Below are 14186 nucleotides of genomic sequence, written 5' to 3' on the forward strand. Positions count from 1 at the left end.
CCTTAGCCTGTGGGCAAGGTGGCTTCGTCGGGCAATACACCCCAGAAATGCGTACGCTCGAGCCAGCCGCGGCGTTGCTCGATCTCGATCTCGCAGGCGCTGGGATTACAGGATATCAGCCTGCCGATGACCCCTGGTTCGGCGCGCAGAAGGACGCTGGCGTCGGGATCGGGTGTGCGGCGCAATTCGGCCACGGTCGCGAGGATGGAGACAGTCCGCCGCCCCGAAAGCAGGCTCACATGCACCCAGCCATCGTCACCGTCCTGGTCCTGGATTTTCCGCCAAGTATCGAATTCCTCGACGATCTTCACCGGCAGGCCGTTGCGCGCGTAGATCCAGCGAATGGGGTATTGCTTGCCCGGTCCGGTGCGAACGTTGATGCGATCTGCAGCGAGCGAGGCAAAGCGCGGAAGCGGCAGGCCCGAGGGGCCGGTCTTCTGCTGCGCCACGGCCGGCAGGGCCGTGACGAGGAGGGCGATGAGAAGGATGAGACGACGAAGAAGGATCACCACGGACGAGCTTTCGGGCAGAGGATAGACGGCGTGCCCCGCTGCCGTGCAGGCTGGGCACCTTCGACTGAGCATTGACCTTGCTAGCACGTTGCGTGGTTTGAGCCGAGATGGGGATTCTGATAGGCCAGACAAGATCGTCAGGGGAGAGATCATGCCTCGCTCACGCGCGCTCGTCGTCGTTACCCGCAAGCTGCCGGAGCCCATCGAGGCGCGGATGATGGAGCTGTTCGACGCCACGCTCAACCCGGATGACAAGCCGATGGGCAAGGCGGGCCTGATGGAGGCGGTGGCCCGGGCCGAGATCTTGGTACCCACTGTGACGGACCGGATCGACGCAGCCCTCCTCGCCCATGCCGGCCCCCAGCTCAAGCTCATCGCCAATTATGGCAATGGCGTGGATAATATCGATGTCGAGGCCGCCTACAAGCGCGGTATTACCGTCACCAACACGCCCGGTGTTCTGACCGAAGACACGGCCGATATGACCATGGCATTGATCCTGGCCGTCGCCCGGCGGGTGCCGGAGGGAGAGCGGCTGGCGCGCTCTGGCGAATGGGGCGGTTGGCGGCCGACTGCGATGCTCGGTCATCGCATAGGCGGCAAGCGGCTGGGCATCGTCGGCATGGGGCGGATCGGCTCGGCCCTGGCGCGACGCGCCAAGGGCTTTGGATTGTCCATTCATTATCATAACCGCCGGAGGCTGGCGGAAGCCGTCGAGCACGAGCTCGAGGCGACGTGGTGGCAGAGCCTCGATCAGATGTTGGCCCGCGTCGATATCATCAGCGTGAACTGTCCGCATACGCCAGCCACGTTCCATTTGCTCTCGGCCCGGCATCTGGCCTTGCTGCAGCCGCATGCGATCCTGATCAACACCGCGCGTGGCGAGGTGATCGACGAGGCCGCACTGACGAGGCTGCTGAGGGAGCGGAAGATTGCCGGTGCCGGCCTCGACGTGTTCGAGAACGAGCCCGCCATCAATCCGAAATTGCAGCAGCTCGAGAATGTCGTGCTCCTGCCGCATATGGGCTCCGCCACGATCGAGGGCCGTCTCGACATGGGCGAGAAGGTGATCATCAACATCAAGACTTTCATCGACGGCCACAGGCCACCCGATCGGGTCTTGCCCAGCATGGTCTGAGGCGGCGTGCCCTAAAAAAATCCCCGGTCGAAAGCCGGGGATTTGTCTCAAGAAGTGTGGTGTAGCGGCGCGTTAGGCTGGCAGCGCTGTCAGGAGCATGGCTTCTGAGGGGTCTTTCAGGCGCTTGAGCAAAGCATGCCGAAGCTTGGTGAGCGCACGATGCTCGATCTGCCGGACGCGTTCCTTGCTGATCCCGAGCTTCACGCCCAATTCCTCAAGCGTCCGGCCATCGTCGCGCAGACGGCGCTCGCGGATGATGACCTGCTCGCGATCGCTGAGCTCCGAGAGACAATCCACCAGCCAGCGCGTGCGCTCGCGCGAATCGAGGCTCTCGCTGACCAGTTCCTCGGGATTGGGGCGCTCATCCGCCAGGAAGTCCTGCCAGGCGTCCTCGCCCGTGGGGCTGATCGACGCGTTAAGCGACTGATCGCCTCCCATAAGGCGCATTTCCATCGATTCGACATCATCGACGGTTACCGACAACGCTTCGGCGATGTAGGAGCGGCCTGCCTGATTGAGGGTCGCGCCCCGGCCATCGTCGATCTTGGCGCGCAGGCGGCGAAGATTGAAGAAGAGCGATTTCTGCGCAGCCGTCGTACCGGTACGCACCACCGACCAGTTGCGCAGGATGTAATCCTGCATCGCCGAGCGGATCCACCATGCGGCATAGGTCGAGAATCTTACATCCCGCTCAGGCTCGAAGCGGGCGGCTGCCTGCATGAGGCCAACGACACCTTCCTGCACGAGGTCGCCCATTGGCAGCCCATAATTCTTGAACCGGCTTGCCGTACTGATCACGAGACGCATATAGGCCTGAACAAGCTCGTGCAGCGCCTCCTGGTCATCGCTGTTGCGCCAGCGGCGGGCGAGATTGAGTTCATGCTCCCGCGTCAGGAGCGGGGCGTTCATTGATTCGCGAATAAAGCGCCGATTGGCTCGCTGACTGTCGAGTGTCTCGGAGATTGCTGCCATGTTCCCTCCGTCCGTCGTGGATCAGGCGGCTCCGACCAAAGGGCCGTCGCGGACCTCAATGTCGCTGCACTTATCATCCATCGACACTTCCTACTCTAACGCTCGAACGCATGCCGCGTCGCCGCATGGGGCGATCAAGAAAACGTGAGCGCTCAAATCCTACCCTAATCTTTACTGCTCGGAAGTTCGGTAAATCTGGTCGCGGTGGTAGCTGGCTTGCAGAGCGCAAGTCGGCGCAACTCTATTTACGCAGGCAGCCGGATAGTAAATGATCGTTCATGTGACTTGGGCCGAACTGGCTGATGTACTGGTATTGTAGCTGTTATGGCTGTGATCACGAGTATTTATCAGATACCTAGTCGACGAACGCAGTTCTCGCTACCGATCTCCGGTTGCGCGACCAGACTCCGGGGCGAGGGACGGCAGGCTTGGATCGATTAGATGGCATGCAGGCTTTCGTGGCCGTCGGTGAGACGGGTAGTTTTACGACTGCGGCCGCTAGGCTGAAGGTGGCGCGTGCGCTGGTTAGCAAGCGTGTCGCCAAGCTCGAACGGACGATGGGTGTCCGGCTCTTGAATCGAACAACGCGCCGGGTCGGCCTGACCGAGCCGGGTCAGGCGTTTCTCGGGCGGGCCCAGCGAATTCTGGCGGAGTTCGAGCGGGCGAGCGCGGAGTTGACCAACCTGCACGGCGAACCTGCTGGAACGCTCAATGTTTCGGCCCCGATGAGCTTCGGCATCAAGCATCTGGCCCCCCTTCTGCCCGGCTTCATGCGGACATATCCCAGCCTCAAGATTAATCTCGTCTTGAATGACCGCCAGGTTGATTTGATCGACGATGGTTTCGATCTCGCCGTTCGCATTGGCAGGTTGGCGGACTCGTCACTGGTTGCTCGAAGGCTGGCCACGGTGCGTATGATCCTTTGCGCCTCGCCGGCTTATCTGGCCGCAGCGGGCCGGCTTGAAAGGCCCGCGGATCTAGCCCACCATAAAGGCCTGATCTATGGACAAGGCATCGCCGTCACGCGGTGGACGTTGACGCGCGGCAAGGAGACGGTCGTCGTCGAGCCGATGCCGCAGATGACGGCCAATAACGGCGACATGCTGTTAGCGGCGGCGATCGCCGGGGAGGGGATCGTCATGCAGCCCACGTTCCTCGCCGGTGACGCCTTGCGTGCCGGCGACGTCGTTCGCGTGCTCAAGGATTACAGCCCGGGGACTTTCAACCTCTACGCGGTATGGCCGGCCAATAGATTATTGCCGGCCAAAGTGCGGCTCTTCGTCGATTATCTCGGCCGTCAAATCGGCGATCCGCCCGCCTGGGACGCGGGACTGGACGAAATCGACGCTATCGGCTCAGGCTGAGACAAAAAAATACCCCATCCGATGGGACGGGGCATTTCGTTTACGATCGAGCCGACGTTCAGGCGGCGCGATTCTCTTCCTTGTTGTAGGTCGAGCTGGTCGCGGCGGGCTTCGTCTCGTCGCGGGTCAGGACTGGCTTCTGCTCGTCTTCCCCCTCCTGCATGCCGGACTTGAAATTCTTGATGCCCTTGGCGAGGTCACCCATCACATTGGGCAGCTTGCCGGCGCCGAAGATGATCAAGACGACCGCGAGGACGATGAACCAGTGCCAAAAACTGAAGGTACCCATCAAGGGACTCCTGGAGCGCAGTGACGCGTTTTATTGAACCTAGACCCTAGCACTGCATCTGCCAAGCGTGACTGGAATTAGAAAGTACGACCAGCCACCTCGCGGATGAGCGCTTCAGCCGCTAAACTTGGCCTTATACAGCATTCTTGAAGATCGGCCTCATGAAACTTCACACCAGTGTCACATCGCCATTTGGGCGCAAGGTCAAGGTCGTCGCCATCGAGCTTGGCCTGTTCGACAGGCTGGAACTCCTGCAGGAGCAGCTAACACCGGTCCAGGCGAACGAGCGGGTCAACGCCGCCAATCCGTTGGGCAAGATCCCGGTACTGGTGACGGATGAAGGCCAGGCGATCTACGATTCGGTCGTGATCGCCGAATATCTGGATGACATGGCAGGTGGTCACCGCCTGTTTCCGGCCGCCGGCGCCGAGCGCTACGCTGCTTTGACCCTGCAGGCCCTTGGCGATGGCATCATGGATGCCGCGATCGGTGTGCGCTACGAGTTGTCGCTGCGACCCGAGCAATACCGTTGGCAGCCCTGGATTGACGGGCTGATGGCGAAGGTCACGCGGGCGTTGGCTACCGCCGCTGCGGTCGAGCGCCAGCCACTGCCGCTCGATATCGGCAAGATCACGCTTGGCTGCGCGCTGGCCTTTCTCGAATTCCGCTTCCCGGAACTCACGTGGCGGCAGGATCACCCGAGCCTGGCCAGCTTCATGGATGAGTTGGCCGAACGGCCATCCTTCGCGAAGACCAAGCCCGCCTGAACAGCCAGCCGTCGGCCTCGGACCGCGTCCTTCGTTGACGGTAAGCGACCTCGATCAGTCCCCTGGGGGAAGGATCAGGGCCGGCGGGGCCCCCAGCCCGTGCCGGCTGCGGGTTTGGCGGATGAGTCGATCACCTCGAACTGACCTTCGATCAGTTCGGGGGAGGCCGGACGGGCGCGTGGTCGTTTTTGCTTGCCACCAAGGAAGAGGCGTGCAACCAGCCCGACGATCAGCAGGACCGGCAGGACCAGCAGAAAGACGCTGGCGGCGGCCACGAAGATCGCGATCGCCAGGGCCGCGGCCAGCGCCAGCATGAGCACGCCGCGCCAGCTCAACAGCTGAAAGAGGCTCTTCCAGCCAAGCGGACGGCCTGCTGCGAGGCGCTCGAAGCGATAATCCATCGACGAAGACATTCCTTCTGGGACTTATTCGGTCAGGCTGTCGATCAAGCGACCAGAGGCTTGAAAAGGTCAGATCGCGCGGCCTGCTCGCGGCTTGGCCGCTATGCCGGCCGACGCTTATCGGCCCTCGCACTATGTCCAATGTGGCGCGTCTGGCCTAAAACCCAAGACGCCACCCCCGCCGTGAATCGTTAAATTCCGGGGCATGTTCGCCACCACTAGACGACGAGTCCGCATGCGACCCTTTCCTTTGTCAGCCACCGTGCGCGCCGCCTACGCAGCCGTCCTGGGTGAGCTGGATACGCTTCTGCGCGCGGCCGGCGTCTGGCTTCTCCTGCTGATGGCGATCTCGGCCGCCGCTCGTTTGTTGCCCGAGGGCAATGTCGAGGCGTCACCAGCTCTTTTGGCATTCTTCGCCGTCGCCAATCTCGTGTGGGCCTTCAGCCTGAACGCGGTGGCGGTCTTTTGGCATCGCCATATCCTGCTGGGCGAGCCGGCGCCGGAACTGCTCGCGCCCGTTAATGGCCGCGTCCTTCGCTATGTCGGCGTCAGCCTGCTTTTGGGCCTCATGATCGCCATCCCATTCGTGCTCCTCCTCTTTGTCGTATCGACAATCGTGGCGGGCCCGGGCGGGTCCATCTCGCCCGTGATTGATCCGGCATTGTCCCGCCTTCTCACGAGTGTGAGCATCGCGCTCGTGATGGCGCGTATCCATCTTCTGCTGCCGGCCGTGGCCATCGGCGACCGCCGCATGACGCCGCCTCGCGCCTGGAAGTTGACAGCTGGCTACACGCTGCCTCTCCTCTGCGGGATCTTCGCCTGTGCCCTGCCCATCACCCTTCTTGGTGCGCTTTTGCAGGAATTGCTGGCGAATCTGGGAAGCAGCGGCAGTCTGACCGGCCTCGCGGTGGCCACGATCATGGATTTCATTCAGGCGACCATCGTCGCCAGCTTCATGGCGATGAGCTATCGCTTCTTTTCAGCCCATGTGGCGGCACCCGCCCCCTGAGCCGTGGGACGATTAGGTGTCTGGTGATCCTGTCGGGCTAATGCGGCGGGGGTCGCCGCCGTCTCAGCCGACGCAAAGCTTGGCCTGAAAGCAGCGCAGATCCTCCGCCAAGCGCCTCGGGTCGGATGCGAGGCGAAGCATCTGGCAATAGGTTGCTGTCTCGTCCTCGGTCTCCGGCACGAGGAAGGGTCCGAGTATGTCTTGATAACCGCCCGCAGGCTCGGCGACCCGGCGGCGCGGGCCTGGCCTGCCGCTGCTGCGATTATTATTGGCGCAGACGAAATAGGTGACTGGCATAGATTGGCGTCCGGGCTCGTTGGCGACTGCCAATGTCGCAGCCGGAGGTTAACGAAAGCCTGACGTGTTTGCAGAATCTCGCGCGGGACCGAGCCGACAAAGTGCGTCGGAGGCATCCCATGATGCGCACCCGCCGGGTCCACAAGCTATGAAGGGCGGCCGGGGAAGGGCGCGAGGCGTCCCGTTTCGAGAAAGAAAAGTCCGCCGCGTGCACCGGCCGCCATGCCGAGCAGTGCCAGGATCGCCGGTGTTGCCAGGACCGAGAAGCCGGCCAGGCCCATGCCGATGGTGCAGCCGCCCAGGAGGGGGAGGGCCAGCCCCATGAGGACGGCGCCACCCAGCATGCGGCGAAGGTCGGGGCCGGTCAGCTTCTCCAACCGGAACCGACCTTGCAGGCGCGAACCGAGATGGGCGCCCAGGACCGCGCCAAGGGCGAGCAGAAAGGCGAAGGCGGCAATGGGCCGGCTTGGCGCCATCGTCGCTACCGCGAAGTTGAGGCCGGCTTCCAGGCCGGGGGGGGCGCCCAGCCAGGCGGCGGCGACAAGAAGCCCGAGGCTGAAACTGACCCAAAGGGCAGTACGGTCGCTTCGCAGTTGCCGATCGCCAAGGCTCCATGACATTCCGGCAATGGCCAGAATGAGGCCGGCGGGCAAGCCTAGGTCCGCCGGCAAGGCTGGCAAGGGGAGCAGCATAGGCAAGGGTATCTTCGTGGTGATCAGCGCCACGACGATCATGATCAGGAGAACGAGGCCGGCCTTCAGGCTGCCGCCGCCCAGCCTGACGAGATTGCGGGACGGGCAGCCGCCGGCCAGCACCATGCCGTAGCCGAGCAGACAGCCGCCCAGGAGAGCCGTTGGCAGCCCGGGCGCGGGCAAGGCCAGATAGGTCGTCTGGCCGGGTGCCAGGGCGCCTGCCGCCACCAGCAACTGGGTCAGCAGAAGCCCGGTCGCGGCCGCCAGCACCCAGCCGCGCAGCCGTCGCCGGCTGCCGAAGAGGAAGAGATCACTGAGCGCGCCCATCGTGCAAAAATGGACGCGTTGCGCCAGGAGGCCGTAGGCAATGCCGATGGCCGGGGCCGCCAGCAGATAAAGGGGCACGAGGCCGCTCCTTTCATGACCGCCCGCTGCCGGGCCTCACCTTATGTGGCGCAGCACCTCCTCGATGTTAAGCGGCCGCCTCCAGGCCGCCGCCGTCGGACGGCAGCCTGAGCCGCCGGCCATCGGCGGCGGCGAACAGCCTGGCTTGCCTCGCATCGACCCCCTGGAGTCGTCCGAGCTGCTCCATGCGGCCCTCAGCTCGCCTTCTTCTTCAGCTGGGCGATCAGCTTGTCGGCATCGCCCTGGGCGCGCTCCTTGCCCCAGGGCGTTTCCAGATAGGGAACGGCCGCCACGCATTCATAGGTGGCGCGGGTCTTGAAGGTTTCGGCCAGGACCGCGTCGATGAGGGGTTGGACGGCCGGCCCAAGCATGGTCAGGAGCATCCCTTCGGGGGTGCCTTCAAGCTTTGCCTGCATCGCCGTTTCAACCTTCTGGCGATAGGAGGCCGCCGCTGCCTGGCAGGGGTCGAACGTGCCGTAGGCCAGCCTGGTGAAGGCCAGAAAGCCGCCGACGATGAGGATGAGAATGACGATAAGCGTGCGCATGCGTCCTTCCGGAGTGTTTCAATCGCGACCTGCGTCGGCACAGGCATTCTAGACCATCTGGGCGCTTATTGCTCGCTGTCGACCAGACCTTTGACGAAGCGACGTCTGCCCGATGAGCCGTCGTTGCAGACCTTGTGAATATGGATGGTGGCGGCCTTGGCGCGGCCTCCCGGTGTTATCGTGTAGATCATCGACGCGGCCTCAAAGAAGCACTGAAGGCGGAGACCAACGAAGGAGCTCCGCGCCATCGTACCGCCGAGGTCAGGTGCCAGTTCTGCATGCCATCCTGGCAAGCCTCCACGCCCGTAGGCGTGCCGTTGCCAGAACCGGCTTGAGTGAGCCTCGGATAACGCAAGCGATGATGATGCATTTCCCTAGGGGTATGGTCGAACGGTGGCAAGGCGCTATGAATGGGCAGCCGTGGGTTGAAAGTCCCTGCGGCGTCCGAAACATTTAGTCTTGTTAACCGTCGGTGATGGGCTGCGCGTGGTCGAAGCTAGTGTCGTCAAAGATGTCTGTAATGCCGTCATCCAATGGTTTCGAGCGGAGCCCGAGCGGGTGCCGTCGGTAGACGGGCGACCCGCGACCTTGCCGCCCGGACGTCGCGTCTATGCGGTTGGCGACATTCATGGCCGCTACGATCTGCTCCTCGAGATCGAGCGGCTGATCCAGTCTGATCTGCGCGACCATCCGCCCGAGGGTTTCGTCGACCTCGTCTATCTGGGCGACTTCATCGACCGCGGGCCGGCCAGCCGGCAGGTGATCGAGCATATGGTGCACCATCCCCTTCAAGGGGTTACCACGCATTACCTCCTGGGCAATCACGATGCCTGGTTTCGCGAGCTGCTGGTCGAGCCCGGGCCCGAGGCCGAATGGTGGCGCTACGGCGGTCGGGAGACCGCAGCCAGCTATGAGATGCAAGGCGAATTGCCACCGCCCGGACCGGAGCGCGAGGCGTGGCGCACACGGCTTCGGCGGCGGGTGCCCGCCAGCCATCGCCGATTCCTGAACGAGCTTTGTACTTCCTGGCGGCTTGGCGACTATTTCTTCTGTCATGCGGGCGTCCGCCCAGGCGTGGCTCTCGACTTGCAGGGACAAAACGACCTGATCTGGATCAGGCGGGGATTTCTCGAGCATGAAGGCGATCTGGGCGCGGTCGTGGTGCACGGCCACACGATCGTCGAGCGCCCGGTCGTCAAGGCCAATCGCATCGGCATCGACACAGGTGCGTTCCGCAGTGACAGGCTGACGGGATTGGTGCTGGAAGGCGCAGCGCAGCGCTTTCTCGTCACCGGGTGGGCTTGAGCGGATAATCGTAGCGGTTGCCCTTCGGTTGGGGTTTCCTTAATAGGCGGGCATGATTCCGGGCCGCCTCATCCTGCCTCGCCACACAAGAGCGCTGGCGCTAGCTATCGTCCTCATCCTTGGCGTCTGGACAATTCTTTCGGGCGGAATCGTCAGCCTACAAGCGTTGGCGCAGGGTGCGCCGGATGCCTCCGTCAACGACACGGGCAAGCCTGGCGCCGATTCGCTGAAGCCTGAGGCGCCGCCGGCCGACGCCGCGGCACCGGCCGCGACGCAAGACCAGGGCGCGCCGGCGACGACCTCGCCCCGCCCGTCGCTGGCGGCAGCGTCGGCGACGGGCAAGGCGGCGTTGGACGAAGCCGAGCTCACGGCGACCATCAAGCTCCTTGAGGATCCCGCCGCACGCGAGCAGTTCCTGGGCCAGCTTAAGGCGCTGCAGGCGGGCATGAAGACTGTCGGCGCCACATCGTCAACCAGGGCCGAGACCCTGGTCGACAAGGTGACGGGCAAGGTCAATCTCCAGGTGCAGGCCGTGGTGGATACGGCCAAGGCCGTCCTGGCCTCGATCGCGACGCTCCCGAATCTCGCCGACTGGCTGGCGTTCCAGGCCAGCAACGAGTATCGGCGGGCCTTCTGGTTCTCGGTCTTCGAGGGCGTGGGCCTGACGTTGGTCGGCGGGCTCGTCCTCGTGATGCTCCTAACGCACTTCGTCCGCCGATATACGAGCCGCGTGCGGTTGAATCCCGCGCATGGCTCGTTCAGGCGCGGGCTGCGTCGCCTCTGGGTCCTGCTCTTGGATGTCCTGCCCGCCATCGGCTTCTTCATCGCCGGCAGCATCGTCCTGCGCGTCCTGCCGCTGGCCGACGTCACGATCGATGTCGGTACGCTGGGCGTCCTCTGCTTTGCTATCGGCCATCTCCTGTGGATGTCCAGCCATCACGTGTTCGCGCCAAGGGACAAGGACTGGCGCTGGCTGAAGCTGTCGGACGAGGACGCGCTGGCCTTGCGTCGATTCTCTCGTGGCATCGGTCTTTTGAGCCTTGATGGCTATTTCCTGCTCGTCGCGGCCGACCGCTTGGGCCTGCCCGCCAGCCTCCACACCGTACTCTCCCATATCCTCTTCATCATTATCTGCGGCTGGATGTCGGTCTGGCTGGTCCGTCACCGAGCGGCGATCGCGAAAGCTGTTCGACGGCTCGGTGCCAGCCGCCTGGCGCTGCTGCGCGACGTGCTGCCTTGGGAGGCCCTGGCGGCGCGGGGCCATCTCCTGCTCATCGGCCTCGTCTGGCTCTATTACCTGGTCTGGGCGATCGATGTGCCGGGCGGCTTCAGCTACCTCTTCATCGCTACTCTGGCGACTGCGGCCATCGCGGTGGTCTTCCAACTGGGCATGCTGGTGCTCCACCGCCTGCAGCGCCGCGCCGACCGCTCGAGTCCGCTGGAAGAGACCGACACGCTCGATCCGGCGCCGCGGCGGGCCGGCGATGCCATCGTCTTCGGCATCCTGGCCATGGCTCTTCGCGCCCTTGCCATCTTGGCGCTTTTGCAGGTGTGGGGGCTGAACATACTGGGCTGGCTGCATTCGCCCACCGGTGCGCGCGTTTTGGAGCGCGGCCTGCGCATCGGCATCATCATTCTCATCGCGATTGCCCTCTGGCTGGCCCTGGATCGCGCCATCACGCGCTATCTGACGGCGATGGACGCGCACGGCAACATCAAGCATTCGAACCGTTCGAGGACATTGGCCAATATCGGCCGCAACGTCGTCCTCGTCGTCATCTGCCTGTTCGCCGCCGCAACCGTCCTCTCCGAGGTCGGTGTTGATACCGGTCCGCTCCTGGCCGGTGCCGGCGTCGTCGGTCTCGCGATCGGCTTTGGCAGCCAGGCCCTGGTCAAGGACATCATCACCGGCCTCTTCATCCTCCTGGGCGATACGATGCGGGTAGGCGACGTGGTCGATCTCGGCGGCCAGTCGGGCGCTGTCGAGACCATGTCGATGCGCGCCGTGGTGCTTCGTGCCTATAACGGCAGCGTCATGACGATTCCCTATGGCTCGATCACCACGATCACCAACCTGACCAAGGATTTCTCATTCGCCGTCTTCAACGTCGCCCTTACCTATCGAGCCAACATCGATGCGGTTTACGACATGCTGCGCGAGCTCGATGAGCAGATCCGTGGCGAATGGCCTTATCGTCGGATCATCCTGGCGCCGCTCGAGATCGCGGGTGTGGACAAATTCCTCGATTCCTCGGTCGTCATCCTGGCAAGGCTCAAGACCAGACCAGGCGATCAGTGGCGTGTGCAGCGCGAATTCAACAAGCGTATCAACCAGGCGCTGAACGAGCGGGGTATCGAGATACCCTATCCGCATCAGACAGTTTACTTCCGCGACGGCTCGCCTATGGGTGCTAGAGAGGCCGCACTGGCCGGCGAGGCAACACTTTCGAATGGGGACGAGGCAGCGACGATGACGACGCGCGCATGAGGCTTTCGTTCGAACTGGGTAAATGGGCTTTTTGCCTCCTTCTCCTCGGCGCGACCTTGAGTGGTTGTTCCTATTTTCGCAGCAAGGACGATCCAGAGGGGGTTCCGCCGCCGACTGAGAGCGGCATTCGCTACGGTGTCGAGATCGGTGGCCTGAGCAAGGAGGACGAAGCGTTGCGGGCGACGCTCTTGAGCTCGTCCGATGCCGCCAATGCCGTGAGCCGTCCCCCCGCCAGCACCTTCGTGCTCGAACGGCGGGCGGAGGCGGATCTGCCCAACATCGTGAATGGCATGCACTCGGCTGGCTATTACGATGGCACGGTCAGTTATCGCGTGACCCAGGTGCGCGAGGACGACAAGGCCGACAGCAGCACCACCGGTGGTGTGCTCGACACGATCACCGACGCGACCAAGGGACCGCCGGTTATCCTCAGTTATGACGTCAAGCCAGGCCAACGCTACCGGCTCAGATCCATCAAGACGGTGACCAGCGACCCGGCCAACGGGTTTTTGGCGCCCAGTCCCGAGAAGCTTGGGCTGAACGCCGATCAGCCGGCCGAAGCGCAGCAGGTCCTCAATGCCCAGTCGGCCATGGTCAGCGAGGCCAAGGATCTTGGCTATGCCTTTGCCAAGGCCGATCCGCTCCAGGCAGAGATCGACAAGGACGGCAAGACCATGGACGTCGTCCTCTCGGTGACGACGGGGCCGATCGTCCATATGGGCGAGTTCACGATCGAAGGGGCGGACGGCATCGATTCGCGCTTTTTGCGCCGTCGCGTGCTCTGGCGGCCGGGCGATCGCTACAGCCCGACGGTCATGGAAAAAACTCGACTGTCGCTCGTCAATACCAACCTGTTCTCGGTCGTCCAGGTCGTGCAGCCGGACCAGCTGGATGCGACCGGGCGGCTGCCCATCACCTACAAGATGACTCAGCGCAAGTCGCGCTCCATCGGCGCCGGGCTCGGCTATGCGACCGACGAGGGGCCGAACGTCTCCTTCTTCTGGGAGAACCGCAATTTCCTGGGGGCTGGCGAGAAATTCAGGAGCGACCTCTATCTCTCGCCGCTGCGTCGCGAGCTCTCGGCAAACTTCGTCAAGCCGGATTTCGGCGCCAGGCAGCAGAATCTCTTGGCCAATGGCTCGATGAAGCAGGAGGACACGGATGCCTATTCCTCCGAGAGCATCGGTGCCGGCCTTGCCATTGAGCGGCCGCTCTGGGCCGAGAATGTGACGGGCTCGGCCGGCATCGCCTACAGGCTGGCCAGCATCGAGCCCAAGGACGAGGAGGAGGAAACCTACGGTCTGCTCTCCCTGCCGACCTCGATTCGCATGGACTATTCCAACAATCTGCTGGACCCAACCCGGGGTTGGCGCCTCAACCTCTATGCAACCCCCTATACCGACACGATCCAGACCGGGACGAACTTCTTCAAAGGGCAGGCGATCGGCACGGCCTATGTCCCGATCGCCGGCAATGAGCGCTACGTCATGGCCTTTCGCGGCAATGTCGGCACGATCGTCGGCGCCGACCGCGACCAGATCCCGGCGGACGAGCGCTTCTATTCCGGTGGCGGCGGCTCGATCCGCGGCTATGGCTATCAGTTGGCGGGACCGCTCAATGGCAAGGACGATCCGGTGGGCGGCCGTTCGGTCATCGAGTTGAACAGCGAGTTCCGTTATCGCGCCACGGAATCGATCGGCCTTGTCTATTTCGTCGACAGCGGCACCGTGGCCGACAGCTCGGCCCCGAGCTTCTCCGAAGACCTCTTCGTCGGCACGGGCGTGGGCCTGCGCTATTTGACGCCGATCGGACCGCTGCGCCTGGATGTCGGCGTGCCGCTCGACCGGCGCTCGGTCGACGACGTGGTCCAGATCTATGTCAGTATCGGCCAGGCGTTCTAACTTGTCCCTTTGAGGATGCCTGACCCCGCCAGCCGGTCATGCTGCTGGCACATGAGGAGAACGGACCGCATCCCGAGCGGTCGTTTGCGTAGGACGGTTTG

The 14186-nt window shown here is 63.5% G+C and carries 15 protein-coding genes; 7 read left to right on the plus strand and 8 right to left on the minus strand.

Annotated features, from left to right (window positions below; translation table 11 throughout):
• Positions 1-2: 2 nt before the first annotated feature.
• A complete protein-coding gene (locus tag CFB17_RS00945) occupies positions 3-512 on the minus strand; it encodes an SH3 domain-containing protein (RefSeq protein ID WP_243389652.1) in 510 nt (169 codons plus the stop codon).
• Between the two features lie 151 nt (positions 513-663).
• Here CFB17_RS00945 and CFB17_RS00950 point away from each other — a divergent pair, with 151 nt between their 5' ends.
• Positions 664-1650: a 2-hydroxyacid dehydrogenase gene (locus tag CFB17_RS00950; protein ID WP_088559525.1), complete on the plus strand. Its 987-nt coding sequence runs from the start codon at positions 664-666 to the stop codon at positions 1648-1650.
• A gap of 72 nt (positions 1651-1722) precedes the next feature.
• On the opposite strand, the gene CFB17_RS00955 is transcribed toward CFB17_RS00950, so the two are convergent.
• Positions 1723-2622 carry an RNA polymerase factor sigma-32 gene (locus tag CFB17_RS00955; protein WP_088559526.1) on the minus strand — a complete coding sequence of 300 codons (900 nt, stop codon included), beginning with the start codon at positions 2620-2622 and terminating at the stop codon, positions 1723-1725.
• A gap of 446 nt (positions 2623-3068) precedes the next feature.
• Here CFB17_RS00955 and CFB17_RS00960 point away from each other — a divergent pair, with 446 nt between their 5' ends.
• Positions 3069-3986: a LysR family transcriptional regulator gene (locus CFB17_RS00960; RefSeq protein ID WP_088559527.1), complete on the plus strand. Its 918-nt coding sequence runs from the start codon at positions 3069-3071 to the stop codon at positions 3984-3986.
• Between the two features lie 58 nt (positions 3987-4044).
• Here the strand turns inward: CFB17_RS00960 and CFB17_RS00965 are convergent, their stop codons facing one another.
• Positions 4045-4275 (minus strand): twin-arginine translocase TatA/TatE family subunit, encoded by a 231-nt coding sequence (locus tag CFB17_RS00965; protein ID WP_088559528.1) that lies wholly within the window; start codon positions 4273-4275, stop codon positions 4045-4047.
• Between the two features lie 161 nt (positions 4276-4436).
• Here CFB17_RS00965 and CFB17_RS00970 point away from each other — a divergent pair, with 161 nt between their 5' ends.
• On the plus strand, positions 4437-5042 hold the full coding sequence (locus CFB17_RS00970) for a glutathione S-transferase (RefSeq protein ID WP_088559529.1): 606 nt from the start codon (positions 4437-4439) through the stop codon (positions 5040-5042).
• A gap of 74 nt (positions 5043-5116) precedes the next feature.
• Here the strand turns inward: CFB17_RS00970 and CFB17_RS00975 are convergent, their stop codons facing one another.
• The gene (locus tag CFB17_RS00975) at positions 5117-5443 is read right to left on the minus strand and encodes a hypothetical protein (RefSeq protein ID WP_088559530.1); all 327 of its coding nucleotides are present in this window, start codon (positions 5441-5443) and stop codon (positions 5117-5119) included.
• A gap of 235 nt (positions 5444-5678) precedes the next feature.
• Between CFB17_RS00975 and CFB17_RS00980 the strand changes: the two genes are divergently transcribed.
• Complete coding sequence (locus tag CFB17_RS00980) at positions 5679-6452, plus strand: hypothetical protein (RefSeq protein ID WP_088559531.1); 774 nt, start codon at positions 5679-5681, stop codon at positions 6450-6452.
• 63 nt (positions 6453-6515) lie between these two features.
• Here the strand turns inward: CFB17_RS00980 and CFB17_RS00985 are convergent, their stop codons facing one another.
• From CFB17_RS00985 to CFB17_RS19760, 4 genes are all read right to left on the minus strand, one after another.
• The gene (locus tag CFB17_RS00985; RefSeq protein WP_088559532.1) at positions 6516-6749 is read right to left on the minus strand and encodes a hypothetical protein; all 234 of its coding nucleotides are present in this window, start codon (positions 6747-6749) and stop codon (positions 6516-6518) included.
• Between the two features lie 146 nt (positions 6750-6895).
• Positions 6896-7846, minus strand: a complete 951-nt coding sequence (locus tag CFB17_RS00990; protein ID WP_088559533.1) for a YeeE/YedE thiosulfate transporter family protein — start codon at positions 7844-7846, stop codon at positions 6896-6898.
• Between the two features lie 194 nt (positions 7847-8040).
• Positions 8041-8391: a hypothetical protein gene (locus CFB17_RS00995; protein ID WP_088559534.1), complete on the minus strand. Its 351-nt coding sequence runs from the start codon at positions 8389-8391 to the stop codon at positions 8041-8043.
• A gap of 65 nt (positions 8392-8456) precedes the next feature.
• A complete protein-coding gene (locus tag CFB17_RS19760; protein ID WP_279311690.1) occupies positions 8457-8582 on the minus strand; it encodes a hypothetical protein in 126 nt (41 codons plus the stop codon).
• A gap of 295 nt (positions 8583-8877) precedes the next feature.
• Between CFB17_RS19760 and CFB17_RS01005 the strand changes: the two genes are divergently transcribed.
• The 3 genes from CFB17_RS01005 to CFB17_RS01015 are packed head-to-tail and all read left to right on the plus strand — an operon-like array spanning position 8878 to position 14085.
• A complete protein-coding gene (locus CFB17_RS01005) occupies positions 8878-9696 on the plus strand; it encodes a metallophosphoesterase (protein ID WP_165769351.1) in 819 nt (272 codons plus the stop codon).
• Between the two features lie 52 nt (positions 9697-9748).
• A complete protein-coding gene (locus CFB17_RS01010) occupies positions 9749-12184 on the plus strand; it encodes a mechanosensitive ion channel family protein (RefSeq protein WP_088559537.1) in 2436 nt (811 codons plus the stop codon).
• The gene (locus CFB17_RS01015; RefSeq protein WP_088559538.1) at positions 12181-14085 is read left to right on the plus strand and encodes an autotransporter assembly complex protein TamA; all 1905 of its coding nucleotides are present in this window, start codon (positions 12181-12183) and stop codon (positions 14083-14085) included. Before CFB17_RS01010 ends, CFB17_RS01015 begins: the two co-directional genes overlap by 4 nt.
• Positions 14086-14186: the final 101 nt, after the last annotated feature.

The sequence above is a fragment of the Arboricoccus pini genome, assembly GCF_900187945.1.
GTDB classification, from domain to species: domain Bacteria; phylum Pseudomonadota; class Alphaproteobacteria; order Geminicoccales; family Geminicoccaceae; genus Arboricoccus; species Arboricoccus pini.

Excerpts from the sequence above, each read along its gene's own strand:
- CFB17_RS00950 (WP_088559525.1), top strand. The coding sequence starts at position 664 with ATGCCTCGCTCACGCGCGCTCGTCGTCGTTACCCGCAAGCTGCCGGAG.
- CFB17_RS00955 (WP_088559526.1), bottom strand. The coding sequence starts at position 2,622 with ATGGCAGCAATCTCCGAGACACTCGACAGTCAGCGAGCCAATCGGCGC.
- CFB17_RS00960 (WP_088559527.1), top strand. The coding sequence starts at position 3,069 with ATGCAGGCTTTCGTGGCCGTCGGTGAGACGGGTAGTTTTACGACTGCG.
- CFB17_RS00965 (WP_088559528.1), bottom strand. The coding sequence starts at position 4,275 with ATGGGTACCTTCAGTTTTTGGCACTGGTTCATCGTCCTCGCGGTCGTC.
- CFB17_RS00970 (WP_088559529.1), top strand. The coding sequence starts at position 4,437 with ATGAAACTTCACACCAGTGTCACATCGCCATTTGGGCGCAAGGTCAAG.
- CFB17_RS00975 (WP_088559530.1), bottom strand. The coding sequence starts at position 5,443 with ATGGATTATCGCTTCGAGCGCCTCGCAGCAGGCCGTCCGCTTGGCTGG.
- CFB17_RS00980 (WP_088559531.1), top strand. The coding sequence starts at position 5,679 with ATGCGACCCTTTCCTTTGTCAGCCACCGTGCGCGCCGCCTACGCAGCC.
- CFB17_RS00985 (WP_088559532.1), bottom strand. The coding sequence starts at position 6,749 with ATGCCAGTCACCTATTTCGTCTGCGCCAATAATAATCGCAGCAGCGGC.
- CFB17_RS00995 (WP_088559534.1), bottom strand. The coding sequence starts at position 8,391 with ATGCGCACGCTTATCGTCATTCTCATCCTCATCGTCGGCGGCTTTCTG.
- CFB17_RS19760 (WP_279311690.1), bottom strand. The coding sequence starts at position 8,582 with ATGATCTACACGATAACACCGGGAGGCCGCGCCAAGGCCGCCACCATC.
- CFB17_RS01010 (WP_088559537.1), top strand. The coding sequence starts at position 9,749 with ATGATTCCGGGCCGCCTCATCCTGCCTCGCCACACAAGAGCGCTGGCG.
- CFB17_RS01015 (WP_088559538.1), top strand. The coding sequence starts at position 12,181 with ATGAGGCTTTCGTTCGAACTGGGTAAATGGGCTTTTTGCCTCCTTCTC.